A 12,829-nucleotide genomic window follows, 5' to 3' on the forward strand; every position below is an offset into this window, starting at 1 on the left:
CGTTGCTGCCATAACTCCGCTCACTATCGACTCCGCAGCACGAAGGCGCCCTTGGCCCGGTCCTTGATGACCTGATCAGCAGGGAACACCGATCCGCTCATGGTGATGTAAACGCCGGGACCCGCCACTTGCGCCGTGGCGAAGGCCATGCCGAGGTTAAAGCTCGCGTCGCTTTCCCCGAAGCGCGCCGGGGCCAGTGCACCGACCAGCACTATCGTCTTGCCGGCGATGCCATCCAACATCTTGGCCGTGTCCGTCATCGTATCGGTGCCATGGGTGATGATGATGTGGCTTTCCGGGGCCGCCATGACGCGATCCCGGATCAGCGCGCGGTCCGCGTCGTCCAGTTCCAGACTGTCCTTGCGCGTGACTTCTTCGATGCGGAAAGGCCGTTTGACTCGCGCGATGTGCAGTAGCTTCGCCATCACCGTTTCGCCGACCTGATAGTCGGACAGGGCATCGAAATAGATTTTATCGATGGTCCCGCCGGTGGTTAGAAGAAGGATCGGCGTGTCGGCGGATAGCATGGCAAGCTCCGGAAGGCTGGAGGATCAGCCCTGCATTTAGGAGCTATCCAGTCCGATAGGAACCGCTGGCTAGCCGCCCCGCGCCATTTCTTCGCCCCGGTCTCTGGCTGCGCTTAACGTGTCGGTGAGGAGCTTTAGGAGCCGATCGTCGGCATCGAGTATGTTCAGTCCCTCGCGCGTCATGCCGCCAGGACTCGCAACGCGGTCCGCCAGCACGGCCGGGCTATCGCTCGCCTGCGCTGCCATATTTGCGGAGCCGTGGACGGTCGCGAGCGCCATGCGGGCGGCCTGGTCCGCTGGCAGGCCGATCGCCTCCCCCGCGCGCGCAAGGGCATCGACGAAGCGGAACAGGAAAGCGGGGCCGCATCCCGACAGTGCCGTGACTTCGTTGAACTGCCCTTCATCGGCGATCCATTCCGCAAGGCCAAGCGGCGCGATGAGCGCGTCGATCGCCGTCCGCGCGGCCTCGGAACTCGCCGCCTCGGCATGCAGGGCAGTGACGCCCTGCCCCAGGCCAACGGGGAGGTTGGGCATGGCGCGGACGATCGGGCCTGCTTTGGGGAATTGTCGCCTGAGGTCCGCCAACGGCGTGCCCGCCAATATGGAAAGGAGCGTCGTCCCTTCTCCGCATTGGGGGGCCAAGGCGGTTGCCACATCGCCAAGCTGATAGGGCTTCATGCCAAGCAACACGGTTGTGCCGGGGGCGAGCGAAGCGGGATAGGTTGTTACGACCTGCACCCCATCCACCACCGCGCGGCCGCTGGGGCGCAGCACGGTGACACGCGCCGGGTCCAGCCCGCAGGCCAGCCAGCGGGTCAGCATTTGCCCTGCCATATTGCCGCAGCCGACGAGGAACAGCTTCTTCGGCCAGATATCATTCATGGGGATGCCCCTCAGGCTTCGCCGCGCGTCTCGATCAGGCTGGCGGAAATGGCCTCGGTCGGGCTCTTTCCGCCCCATAGGACGAACTGGAAAACGGGGTAGAAGCGTTCGCACTCATCGATCGCCGTTTCGACGAGGATCTGCGCCTGGTCCAGCGTCAGGACGCCGCCTGCGCCCAGCAGCGCGCCGTGGCGGAACAAGACGATGCCGCTCGACGACCAGAGTTCGAAATGGCCGAGCCACAGCTGTTCATTGATGAGACCCAATGTCTCGTAAACCGCGGCGCGCTTATCCTCCGTCACGCGAATGTCGGGGAGCGCCAGCAATTGCAGCACCTGATCTTCATCGCGCCAGATGCCGCGCAGTTCATATTGCGCCCAGGAACCTTGGGTGCTTGCGACGATCTCATCCTCGCCGACCTGATCGAAACTCCAGCCATTCGCCTCGAAATAGGCGGCCAGCATGTCGATCGGCGCGGCTTCCTGACCGCCATTTTCAAATTCGTCGCTGTCCATCATCTGCTGGCCATAGAGCATTTCCCGATGGCAGGGAAACCATCCGAATCGGGAAAAGGCGTCAAATTAGGGCATCGTTGCAGAAATAAAACGGACAGGCGGCAAGGCCCACTTATTCTGCGCCCGGCGTCCCGCCCTTGGGTGAGCGAACGGTCTTTGTCACCGGTTCAGCCGACCTCCCCTCCAGCGCGTCGATGCGGGCCTTCAGCAGTTCGACCTCTTCACGGGCCGCCGCGGCCAGCGCCTTCACCGCGTCAAACTCGTCGCGACTGACGAAATCCATGCCGCCGATCCACTGCTTGGCCTTTTCGCGGGCATTGGTTTCAAATTCCCGGCTCATGCCAGCCACCGTTCCAGCGGCGCCATTCACCAGCTTGGCGAGGTCGTCGAAAAAGCGGTTTTCGCTCTGCATGTCCTAATTCCTTGATTGGCGGCGCATGTGAGACGCGCCCTTCATATCTATATTTGGGTCTTGAGTGCGGGCGCCACAAGGGTTTCCGCGTCGGGATTAAGGCGGCCGATCTCATAATTGAGCGCGGATGCAAAGCCCAGCCAGGCGAGATAGGGCAGCAGCAGCAGCCCCGCCACGCGGCGGATGCGCCAAAAGAGGAATGTGGTGAGCGCCACCAGGACGAACAGCAGAAGGATCAAGGCAAGCGCATTATCCACCTGATGCGCGCGAAAGAAGAGCGGCGACCAGAGGAGGTTGAGTAGCAATTGAGCGAAGAATATGGCGATGGCTAGGCCCCGCCCCCGCGCACCGCGAGCATGGATGATGATCGCCAGGGCCAGTCCCATGAAGATGTAGAGGATCGTCCACGCCACGCCGAACGCCCAGCCCGGCGGCATGAAGTCGGGTTTGATGAGGGCGTCGAACCAGCGATTGCCATAGCCGCTATTGGCGAGCTTGCCGGACAGGAAACCCAGGAAGACGATCGCCGGGACCGTGACCAATGCCCAGCGGAGATAATCCAGGCGCAACTGACCTGGGGACGCGATCTCGTTCATCGTCGGCGCAGCTCCACTATTCCTCACTCGGCGGCTTCGGGCGAATCCTTCAAAGCCGTGTCAAGCCGCCGTCCTACGGTTTGCGGTGAAACGGTTCGTCCCGCAACCCGCGAATAGAGGATAGGGATCAGGAACAGTGTGATCAGCGTGGCCAGGGACACACCGAACACCACCACGACGCCGATCGACTGGCGCGCGGCAGCCCCAGCCCCGCCTCGAATGACCAGCGGCACCGCACCGATTACGGTGGCGATCGATGTCATGAGGATTGCGCGCAGGCGGCGGGCGGCGGCCTGGCGAATGGCCTCGGCGACCTCCAACCCTTCGTCGCGCAGCTGGTTGGCGAACTCCACGATCAGGATGCCGTTTTTGGCGGCGAGACCCACCAGCATGACGATGCCGATCTGGCTGTAAAGATTGACCGATCCGCCGGTCAGCGCCAGCCCAAGCACGCCGCCCGCGACAGCCAGCGGGACGGTCGCGATGATCACGCCGGGATGGATGAAGCTTTCGAACTGCGCAGCGAGCAGCAGATAGACGATGAGGATGGTGAGGCCGAAAACCAGCCAGATGGATCCCCCGGTTTCCCGCAGCGATTGGCTTTCCCCGCGATAGCCGATCGCAAGCACCTCTGGCGACTGGCGGGCCTGCGCCTCCAGATAGGACAAGGCTTCGCCCAGCGAATAGCCGGGTGCAAGCGCCGCCGTCAGGGTGATCGCGCGCAGTTTGTTGAAGCGGTTGAGTTGGCGCGGCCCGGCGACTTCGCGCATGGTCACCACCGACGAGAGGGGGACAAGCAGGCCGGTGCGGCTGCGGACCTGGATGCGTTCAAGGTCTGCTTGCGTCTGCCGTCCTTCCCGCTCGGCCTGGATCAGCACGCGATATTCCTCGCCGCGATCGACATAGGTGGTGACGCGGCGCGACCCGAGCAGCGTTTGCAGCGCCTGGCTGATGTCGTTAGCAGACACGCCAAGATCGCCCGCGCGCTGCTGATCCACCTCGATCCGCATCTGCGGCTTGGTTTCCTTATAGTCGCTGTCGAGGTTGACGAGGCCCGGATTGCTCGCCGCCGCCGCCATGATCCGGTCCCGCGCGGCGACCAGCCCTTCATAGGTTGAACCAGCCAGCACCAGGTTGACTGGAAGTCCCCTGCCCCGGCCCAAGCCGGATCGCGGCGCGACATTGCCGCGCACGCCGGTCTGATTGGCGAGGACCTTGTTGATCGCATCGGCCACTTGGGCGGTGGTGACGCTGCGTTCTTCCCAGGGACGGAGGAAGGCGATGATATTGCCGCCGTTGAAATCATCGCTGGCGCCAAAGCCGCCGGGCGTCCGGATGTTCAGCACCTTCAGTCTGCCGTCTTTGAGCAGCGGCTGAAGATCATCCTCGATGCCGCGCATATAGGCTTTCATCCGGTCGAAACCGGTGCCTTCAGGCGCGCTGACCTGGCCGTCCACCACGCCAGTGTCTTCGGCCGGGGCAAGTTCGGTCGGCAGCGTCATGAAAAGCGCGCCAGCCGCGCCCAGGAAAAGGACCAGCGCGACCAGCGCCAAGGCGGGCCGCCGCAGCACGCGGTCGAGCAAGCGTGCATAGCCGCCTTCGAGCCGCTGAAACCGTTTATCGACCCAACGCGCCAGCCGTCCGCGCTCGCTGTGGCGCAGCAGCTTCGAACAGAGCATCGGCGCGAGGCTCAAGGAGATGAAGCCGGAAAAGGCGATGGCAGCGATCATCGCGATGGCGAGTTCGCGGAACAGGAGCCCCGTCTGGCCGGCGAGGAACATGACCGGCACGAACACGGCACAGACGACCAGCGTGGTCGAGATGATCGCAAAGCCGACCTGCCGGGTGCCGCGATAGGCGGCAAGCAGCGGATCTTCGCCCTGTTCGATCCGGTGATAGACATTTTCCAGCACCACGATCGCGTCATCGACGACCAGCCCGATCGCCAGCACGAAGGCGAGAAGCGTCAGCAGGTTGATCGACAGGCCGAGCAGCCACATGACGGCGCAGGTCGCGAGCAGGCAGATCGGCACGGTGATCGACGGGATGATGGTCGCGCGCAGTGATCCGAGGAACAGGAAGATAACAAGGATGACCAGGATCGCGGCTTCGAGCAGAGTGTCATAAACATTGTCGATCGCGCGGCTGATGAAGAGGGATTCGTCTGAGCCGATATTGACGCTCATCCCCTGCGGCAGGTCCGGCCGTAATTCTTCGATCAGCGCCTTGGCCCGCTCAGCGACTTCCAGCGTATTTGCGCCGGACTGGCGAACGATGCCGACGCCGATGCCGGTGCCGCCATTGGAGCGAAAGGAGGTATAGGGATTTTCGGCGGCCTGTTCGATCCGGGCGACATCCCCAAGCTTTACCTGATAGCCGTCCTGCCCGCGCCCAACGACAAGCTGCGCGAACTGCTCGGGCGTTGAAAAAGCACGCTCTACGCGAAGGGTCTGGTTCTGATCCTTCGATTCAAAACGGCCCGCAGGCAGTTCGACATTCTGCGCGCGCAGGGCGTTTTCAATGTCGGCGGGCGTCAGGGCGAAGGCCGCAAGCTTCTCGGCATTAAGCCATATCCGAGTGGCAGGCCGCTCATCCCGGCCGCCATTGACGCGGGCGACGCCGTCAATGGCGGAAAATCGGTCGATGACGTTGCGGTCAAGATAGTCGGCGATCTGGGTGGGGGTCCAGCCGGGGCGGGTAAAGACGATGAACAGGATCGCGCGCGCGTCGGCATCCACTTTGCGGATTTCGGGGGCGAGCGCGTCTTCGGGCAGGTCTTCGGTGACCGATCCGACGCGGTCGCGCACATCATTGGCCGCGGAATCAATGTCGCGCGAAGGATCAAATTCGATGCTGATCGCCGACGTGCCGTCACGCGAGGTCGAGCTGATAGTCTGGATGCCCTGAACGCCTGCTACCGCATCCTCTATGATCTGCGTGATGCGCGTTTCCACGACAGAGGCCGCAGCGCCGGTGTAGTTGGTTTCCACCGAGACGATCGGGGGATCCGTGTCGGGATATTCGCGAACCGACAGGCTGAGATAACCGACCACGCCGACGATGCAGAGCAGCACCGCAATGACCGCTGCGAAGACCGGGCGGCGGACGGAAAGGTCGGAAAGCTGCATCGCCCGCGCCGATCAGGCGCCAGTGGCGGCGCGGTCCGCCATTTTGGCGGTGGGACCCGACTTGTCGCCAGGCAGGCGCACCGGGACGCCGTCAGTCAGCTTCACGACGCCGTCGGTCACGACCTTTGACCCAGGTTGCACGCCACCCAGGATTTCGACCAAACCATTTTGCCGGATGCCGGTTTCCACCTTCACCCGCTTGGCCTTGCGGTCCTGGACCAGGAACAGAAAGCGCTCCTCCCCGTCCCCGATCAGCGCCAGTTCCGGCGCGGCGAGAGATTGGCGCTGGCGGGCGATGACGCTGACGGTCAGCAGCATGCCCGGTTTCAAGGCGCGATCGGGATTGGGCAAAATCGCCCGCACCTTGACCGCGCGTGTGGCCGGGTCGATCACCGGGTCAATGGTGGCGATGGTGCCGGTGAATGGCCGGTCGGGATAAGCGGACGACACGGCCTTGATCGACTGCCCTTGGCGGATCATCGACAGCCGGGTTTCGGGCACCGTAAAATCCAGCTTTATCCGCGAAATATCACTGACCGTTGCGATCGCCGTCCCGGCCGAGACGATCGCGCCAGGCGAGACGGTACGCAGGCTGACCCAACCGGCAAAAGGCGCGCGAATAACCCGATCGCCGATCGAGGCGCGCGCCAGTTGCGCATTGGCGCGCGCCGAATTGGCGGCAGCGACCTGCTGGTCGAGACTGGCGCCGGTCGCGAAGCCGCGTTTCTTGAGCGCCTGTATCCGTTCGAGCTGCTGCGTGGCCTGCAAAGCCTGCGCTTCGGCCGCCGCGAGTTCCGCCCGTTCCTGCCCGACGGCCAGGGTGGCGATAACCTGACCGCGGCTAACGAAACCGCCATCGGCAAAGTTGATCGATGTGATCCGCTCCGTCACGGGCGCGGACAATATGACCTGTTCATTGGCGAGTGCGGTGCCGACGGCCTCCAGTTCATCGGTGAAGGTCGCAAGCCGGATCAGCGCAGCCTCAACGAGAGCGGGCGGGCGCGCTTTCTTCTCCTTTTCCGCGCCGCAACCGGCGAGCGTCAGCGCAAGAAGGCACAAGGTCAGGGATGAGCGCATGAGGAAGGGCTATCGGGCCTTTGCAAAGGATACAATGGGGGCATTTGTCGCGAAATGTAACTGCACTCGGAATAACGAATGCGACGGCATTATCCGCCAAGCGAGGCGTGGATCAAAAACTCGACATTGCCTTGCGGTCCGGTGATCGGACTGGTGGTCAGGCCGTTGACGGTCCAACCCTGCGCCGTCAGCCACTCACGCACTTCCTGACAGACCCGAGTATGAATAACGGGATCTCGCACGACGCCGCCCTTCCCCACCTCTTCCCGTCCCGCTTCGAACTGCGGCTTGATAAGGGCGACCAGATGCGCGCCGGGCCGGGCGAAGCTGATCGGCCGCTCCAGCACCTTGGCAAGCGAGATGAAGCTGGCGTCGCATACGATGATGTCCACCGGTTCCGGGATATGATCGGCGGTCAGGATGCGCGCACTCGTCTGTTCATGAACGATGACGCGCGGGTCCGATCGCAGCTTCCAGGCGAGCTGGTTGGTGCCGCTATCCACGGCATAGACGCGCACGGCGCCGTTGGTCAGCAGGACGTCGGTAAAGCCGCCGGTCGAGCTGCCGACATCGATGGCGGTCATGCCGGTGACGTCCAGCGCGAAATCTTCGATGGCATGGGCAAGCTTGATGCCGCCGCGCGATACCCAAGGGTGATCCCGGCCCTTCACCTCCAGTTCCGCATCCTGCGCGACCTGCTGGCCAGCCTTGTCGATCTTCCTGTCGCCCAGGAAGACGAGGCCGGCGAGGATCAGGGCCTGCGCCCGCGCCCGGCTTTCAGCGAGGCCGCTATCGACGAGCAGCTGGTCGGCGCGAATTTTCGCCATCAGCGAACCAGCGCCGTGAGGGTGGAGACGGTCAGCAGTTGCGGCAATGTCTGCGGCTGTTTCCCCGGCGCGTACCAGAGATAGAGCGGCACGCCCGACCGGCCTTGCGCTTCCAGAAACCGGGTGATCGCCGGATCGGCGTTGGTCCAATCGCCGACCATCACCGTGACCCCCGCCTTGGCGAAGGTTTCGCGTGTCTCGGCGCGATCGATGGCGGCGGCTTCATTCGCCTTGCATGTCAGGCACCAATCGGCGGTGAAATAGAGGAAGACCGGCTTTCCCGCCGCACGCAGGCTGGCGAGCCGGGCTTCGTCGAAAGGCACGGCCCCATCCTGCGCCTGGGCGACGCTGGCGGCACGCGCGGGCAGCAGGACCGCCCCTGCGCCGAGCAGAAGCAGCGAAAGTAGGCCCACGACACGCCCGCCCCGCTTGCCGCGATGCTGGCGCACGCCCAGCCACCAGAGCAACAACGCCAGCAGCAACGCGGCGCCCAGGCCGATCGTCATCGCCGCAACGCCCCGCTGCTGGCCGAGCAGCCAGGCGAGCCCAAGCGCGGTCAGGAACATGGGCAGGGACAGGATCTTCTGGAACGTGCCCATCCACGGTCCAGGAAGCGGCAGACGGGTGCGCAGTGCGGGAATGTAGGCGAGCAGCAGGAAGGGGAGAGCAAGGCCCAAGCCAAGGCCCGCGAACAGCGCAAGCGCGGCGGCGACCGGCAGGACCAGCGCCGCGCCCATCGCAGCGCCCATGAAAGGGCCGGTGCAGGGCGTCGCGACAAAGGCGACGAGAGCGCCCGTCCAGAATGCGCCCGTCACGCCCGCCTTGCCCGCGAGCTTCTCGCCGCCGCCAAAGACGCTCAGTTCGAACAGCCCGGCGAGGTTGAAGGCCACCGCCGTGACCAGCAGCAGCAGCAGCAGGATGACGCGCGGGTCCTGAAGCTGGAACGCCCAGCCCACGGCCACACCCGCCGCCCGGATGGCCAGCAGCAGCGCGCCAAGCGCTAGGCATGTTAGAATGACCCCGGCTGCATAGGCAAGCGCCTCCCGCCGGACGCTCCGCTCATCACCCCCCGCGCGTGCAAGTTTCAACGCCTTGAGGCCCAGGATCGGGAAAACGCAGGGCATGATGTTGAGCAGCAGCCCGCCAAGGATCGCGCCGCCCAAGGCGATCAACGTTGTCCGCAGCACTCGGCTATCCGCGGCATCGACCACGCCGGGATCAGCCGTGAGCAGGAAGCCGACATGGTCGCCGGTGCGCAGAACCGCCTGCACTGCGCCGCCTTTGAAGCCCTGCCCTGCCTCGGTTTCTATCAGCAGGCGATCGCCCTGGCGGCTGACGGTCTGCGGCGCAGCGTAGCGGGTTAAGCCTTCTTTCAGCGGGAACAGATGAACATCAGCCGCCGTAGCATCCGCAGGAAAGGGGACGGACAGCCGCAGCTTCCCATCCTTGATCGCGTAGCTCGCACGGCTGCCAAGCGGCCTAGGTAGATGGGCACGCCAGCCATCGAAACGCGCTTGCGTAGCGGGCGTTATCACGCCATCGCCCGCCACCAGATCGAGCGAAAGGTCCGCGCTTTCCGGCACGCAGATCTTGTCGGTGCAGGCAAGCCATTCCGCCCGCCCTCTTATGGGCAGACGCATGCCGTTCGCGACGTCCGGCGCGATCGTCACCGGCGCCAGGATCGCATAGGGGCCTTCATAGACATGGTTCATCAGGCCCGAGATGAGCAACGTTTCGGGCACCGGATAGCGCAGTTCACCTATGCTGACGCCTTTGGGCAGCACCCATTTGACCGTCATGCCAAGCCCTGCGTCGCCGGGGTTCTGCCAATAGCCATGCCAGCCCGCTTCCGGGGTCATTGCAAAGGCGATGTTGATCGTCCGGCCAGGGGCAGGCGCATCGCTTTCGGGGACCAGCCGCGCGGCAATGTGTGGCGCGCCCGTTCCGAACGCCCCCTGGGCCTCTACGGCGGGCGCGAAAAAGAGCGCCAGCGTCATCAGAAAGGCATGGAAAATCCGCATCGGGCCTCTGGTCGGGTGGATCAGAGCGGGCTAGGTCCGGCTGCACCCGCCGTCAAGGCATCAGAAGGGGTCGGAATGATGTTCAAGAAAGCGCTCGCTGCCCTGATGCTGGCGGCACCGCTGACCGTACTGGCTCAACCGCCTGCTCCGGCGGCCTCGTCAGGGGCGGCACCCCGGCTGATCATCGCCATTTCGGTCGATCAATTTTCCGGTGATCTATTCAATGAATATCGCCCCTATTATAGCGGCGGCCTGAAGCGCCTGAGCGAAGGCGCGGTGTTCCCGAGTGGCTATCAGAGCCATGCCGCGACCGAGACCTGCCCTGGTCATAGCACTATCCTGACCGGCAGCCGTCCGTCGCGCACCGGGATCATCGCCAACAGCTGGATAGACCTGAACGCCGCGCGGGCGGACAAGATGATCTACTGCGCCGAGGATGAAAGCCATCCGGGCAGCAGCAGCGGCAACTATGTCGCCTCGCCAATTCATCTGCGCGTACCGACGCTTGGCGGACGCATGAAGGCGGCCAATCCGGCGACGCGGGTCGTTTCCATCGCGGGCAAGGATCGCGCGGCGATCATGATGGGCGGCAGCAAGGCGGATCAGGTCTGGTGGCTGGGGCCGAAGGGCTATGTAAGCTATCCCAATGTGCCCACCCCGCCGCTGGTCGATCGCGTGAACCAGATTTTTGCGCAACGGCTCGCCACGACCAATCCGGGCTTTGACCTGCCGCAGCAGTGCGGACCGAAGGATTTCCCCGTCGGCACTGGACCAGGCAAGAGCGTCGGCACTGGCCGCTTCGCCCGCCCCGCCGACAGTTTCAGCGCTTTTCGCGCCTCGCCCGAACAGGATGCGATGACGCTCGCCTTTGCCGCTGCGGCGATCGACAGCATGGGATTGGGCAAGCAGGGGCAGACCGACATTATTTCCATCGGACTTTCCGCCACTGACCTCATCGGCCATGCCTCTGGTACAGAAGGCACCGAAAGCTGCATCCAGATCGATCGGCTGGACCGGGAACTAGGGTCGTTCTTCGATCAGTTGGACAAGCAGGGCATCGACTATGTGGTTGTCCTCACCGCAGACCACGGCGGCCATGACCTGCCCGAGCGGCACCGCCAAAATGCGATGCCGATGGAACAGCGGGTGGACCGCGCGCTGATGCCGCGCGCCTTGTCGGAGGCTGTTGCGGCACGGACTGGCATTGGCGGCAAGGATTTGATCCGGGGAGACGGCCCGGCGGGCGATCTTTATTTCGACCATAGCCTGTCCCGTGCGCAGCGCGCCAAGGTAGAGGCGGCCACGCTCGCCCTGCTGCGTGCGCATCCGCAGGTCGAAACGGTGTTCACCAAGGCGCAGATCGCGGCCGCCCCCTCCCCCTCAGGTCCGCCCGAAAGCTGGAGCCTGCTGCAGGAAGCGCGCGCGAGTTTTGATGCGGAACGGTCCGGCGATTTGCTCCTGTTGCTCAAGCCGCGCGTCACACCCATCGCTGACCCCATTAAGGGGGCGGTCGCTACCCATGGATCCCCCTGGGACACTGATCGCAGGGTGCCGATCCTGTTTTGGCGCAAGGGGCTCCGGCATTTCGAACAGCCGCTTGGCGTGGAAACGGCCGATATCATGCCGACCCTCGCCGCGCTGATCCATTTGCCGGTTCCCAAGGGCGAGATTGATGGACGGTGCCTGGACCTGATCGCGGGCGAAGGTGACAGCTGCGAAGGGAATTAGCCAGCAACAGCCGGAATGGGTTGGATTGCCGCTCAGATATTCTCCGCAAACCCATCGCGCAGCGCATGGACGCGATGCGGGGCGGAGACCTCCACTCGGCTGGTTACTTCATATTGCGCCTTCGCCTGGCGCACATTGCTGTCGGCAGGCACGCTGTCCGTCAGCCAGACATTGCCGCCGATCACCGAACGGCTGCCGATGATGATGCGCCCCAATATGGTCGCGCCAGCATAGATGACGACATCATCCTCGATGATCGGGTGGCGCGGCAGGGCCTTTGCCAGTGCGCCCTTCTCATCGGCGGGGAAGCTTCGCGCGCCCAGCGTGACGCCCTGATACAGCCGCACCCTGTTCCCGACGATCGCCGTTTCGCCGATAACGACGCCCGTTCCATGATCGACGAAGAAGCTGTGACCGATCCTGGCGCCCGGATGAATGTCGATGCCGGTGCGAGAATGGGCGATTTCAGATGTGACCCGCGCCACCAAAGGCGCGCCGAGTCCATAAAGCTGATGGGCGAGACGATGATGGATGATAGCCAGCATCGACGGATAGCATATCAGCACTTCGTCAACGCTGCGCGCAGCCGGATCGCCGAGGAAAGCTGCTTCCACATCGGTATCAAGCAGTTCGCGCACGCTAGGCAGGCTGCTGGCGAAAGCGCCGATGATGCGGGCGGCTTCCGCATCGACCTCTGCTGGCTGACTGTCATGCATGGCGTAGAGCAGTTCGAGGCGGATCTGGCCGTAAAGGCGGCTGAGCGCCGTCTGCAAGGTCTGCGTGACGAAGGCGTCCTCATTATGGATGCGCACGAAGCTCGGCCCCAGCCGCAGGGGAAACAGCGCGCCGCAGAGCGACGTCATGATCTTCGTCAGATTGGCCCGCGAAGGAAAGCCTTCCGCTCCATATTCCGCATGATGCTGCTGGGCCTCCCGCCACCGGCCACGGACCGCGCCCAGATCGCTCACCAGGCGGCCGATATCCCAATAGCCTTCCAGAAGCTGATCTTCGCCTTCACCGTCTGCCGTCATATGCGCCTCTTGTTCAACGGGAAACCGGCATAGACCGGCTTGGCGCCATCCGATAAACGAGTTTTGCTTGGACCCTGACAGTTTC

General features: G+C 64.0%; 11 protein-coding genes. 1 reads left to right on the forward strand and 10 read right to left on the reverse strand.

The genetic code is table 11. The features are described from left to right. Positions 1-23: 23 nt before the first annotated feature. The 9 genes from EP837_RS03495 to EP837_RS03535 form a co-directional block, all read right to left on the reverse strand. Positions 24-527, reverse strand: a complete 504-nt coding sequence (locus tag EP837_RS03495; protein WP_066524499.1) for an asparaginase domain-containing protein — start codon at positions 525-527, stop codon at positions 24-26. Positions 528-596: 69 nt separating this feature from the next. Next, positions 597-1,409: a pyrroline-5-carboxylate reductase gene (proC, locus tag EP837_RS03500; RefSeq protein ID WP_066524501.1), complete on the reverse strand. Its 813-nt coding sequence runs from the start codon at positions 1,407-1,409 to the stop codon at positions 597-599. A gap of 11 nt (positions 1,410-1,420) precedes the next feature. Continuing rightward, entirely contained in the window at positions 1,421-1,927 is a 507-nt protein-coding gene (locus EP837_RS03505) for a YbjN domain-containing protein (RefSeq protein ID WP_066528600.1), read from the reverse strand. Between the two features lie 109 nt (positions 1,928-2,036). Then, positions 2,037-2,336: an accessory factor UbiK family protein gene (locus tag EP837_RS03510; RefSeq protein ID WP_066524502.1), complete on the reverse strand. Its 300-nt coding sequence runs from the start codon at positions 2,334-2,336 to the stop codon at positions 2,037-2,039. Positions 2,337-2,383: 47 nt separating this feature from the next. Beyond that, a complete protein-coding gene (locus tag EP837_RS03515; protein WP_066524503.1) occupies positions 2,384-2,932 on the reverse strand; it encodes a TspO/MBR family protein in 549 nt (182 codons plus the stop codon). A 23-nt stretch (positions 2,933-2,955) separates the two neighbouring features. Then, positions 2,956-6,060, reverse strand: a complete 3,105-nt coding sequence (locus tag EP837_RS03520; protein WP_066524504.1) for an efflux RND transporter permease subunit — start codon at positions 6,058-6,060, stop codon at positions 2,956-2,958. A gap of 12 nt (positions 6,061-6,072) precedes the next feature. Then, entirely contained in the window at positions 6,073-7,137 is a 1,065-nt protein-coding gene (locus EP837_RS03525) for an efflux RND transporter periplasmic adaptor subunit (RefSeq protein WP_066524507.1), read from the reverse strand. Between the two features lie 89 nt (positions 7,138-7,226). Next, positions 7,227-7,964 (reverse strand): TlyA family RNA methyltransferase, encoded by a 738-nt coding sequence (locus EP837_RS03530; protein WP_066524509.1) that lies wholly within the window; start codon positions 7,962-7,964, stop codon positions 7,227-7,229. Then, positions 7,964-9,985 (reverse strand): protein-disulfide reductase DsbD family protein, encoded by a 2,022-nt coding sequence (locus EP837_RS03535; RefSeq protein ID WP_066524510.1) that lies wholly within the window; start codon positions 9,983-9,985, stop codon positions 7,964-7,966. Before EP837_RS03535 ends, EP837_RS03530 begins: the two co-directional genes overlap by 1 nt. A 78-nt stretch (positions 9,986-10,063) precedes the next feature. Here EP837_RS03535 and EP837_RS03540 point away from each other — a divergent pair, with 78 nt between their 5' ends. Then, positions 10,064-11,713 carry an alkaline phosphatase family protein gene (locus EP837_RS03540; RefSeq protein ID WP_066528602.1) on the forward strand — a complete coding sequence of 550 codons (1,650 nt, stop codon included), beginning with the start codon at positions 10,064-10,066 and terminating at the stop codon, positions 11,711-11,713. Between the two features lie 32 nt (positions 11,714-11,745). Here EP837_RS03540 and epsC read toward each other — a convergent pair whose 3' ends face one another. After that, positions 11,746-12,744 carry a serine O-acetyltransferase EpsC gene (gene epsC, locus EP837_RS03545; RefSeq protein WP_066524512.1) on the reverse strand — a complete coding sequence of 333 codons (999 nt, stop codon included), beginning with the start codon at positions 12,742-12,744 and terminating at the stop codon, positions 11,746-11,748. Positions 12,745-12,829: the final 85 nt, after the last annotated feature.

The sequence above is a fragment of the Sphingobium sp. EP60837 genome (assembly GCF_001658005.1).
Taxonomy (GTDB): domain Bacteria; phylum Pseudomonadota; class Alphaproteobacteria; order Sphingomonadales; family Sphingomonadaceae; genus Sphingobium; species Sphingobium tyrosinilyticum.

What these genes read in the sequence shown, in the direction of transcription:
- EP837_RS03535 (WP_066524510.1), bottom strand. Translation starts at nt 9,985, where the DNA reads ATGCGGATTTTCCATGCCTTTCTGATGACGCTGGCGCTCTTTTTCGCG.
- EP837_RS03505 (WP_066528600.1), bottom strand. Translation starts at nt 1,927, where the DNA reads ATGATGGACAGCGACGAATTTGAAAATGGCGGTCAGGAAGCCGCGCCG.
- EP837_RS03530 (WP_066524509.1), bottom strand. Translation starts at nt 7,964, where the DNA reads ATGGCGAAAATTCGCGCCGACCAGCTGCTCGTCGATAGCGGCCTCGCT.
- EP837_RS03520 (WP_066524504.1), bottom strand. Translation starts at nt 6,060, where the DNA reads ATGCAGCTTTCCGACCTTTCCGTCCGCCGCCCGGTCTTCGCAGCGGTC.
- EP837_RS03495 (WP_066524499.1), bottom strand. Translation starts at nt 527, where the DNA reads ATGCTATCCGCCGACACGCCGATCCTTCTTCTAACCACCGGCGGGACC.
- epsC (WP_066524512.1), bottom strand. Translation starts at nt 12,744, where the DNA reads ATGACGGCAGACGGTGAAGGCGAAGATCAGCTTCTGGAAGGCTATTGG.
- EP837_RS03510 (WP_066524502.1), bottom strand. Translation starts at nt 2,336, where the DNA reads ATGCAGAGCGAAAACCGCTTTTTCGACGACCTCGCCAAGCTGGTGAAT.
- EP837_RS03540 (WP_066528602.1), top strand. Translation starts at nt 10,064, where the DNA reads ATGTTCAAGAAAGCGCTCGCTGCCCTGATGCTGGCGGCACCGCTGACC.
- EP837_RS03515 (WP_066524503.1), bottom strand. Translation starts at nt 2,932, where the DNA reads ATGAACGAGATCGCGTCCCCAGGTCAGTTGCGCCTGGATTATCTCCGC.
- EP837_RS03525 (WP_066524507.1), bottom strand. Translation starts at nt 7,137, where the DNA reads ATGCGCTCATCCCTGACCTTGTGCCTTCTTGCGCTGACGCTCGCCGGT.
- proC (WP_066524501.1), bottom strand. Translation starts at nt 1,409, where the DNA reads ATGAATGATATCTGGCCGAAGAAGCTGTTCCTCGTCGGCTGCGGCAAT.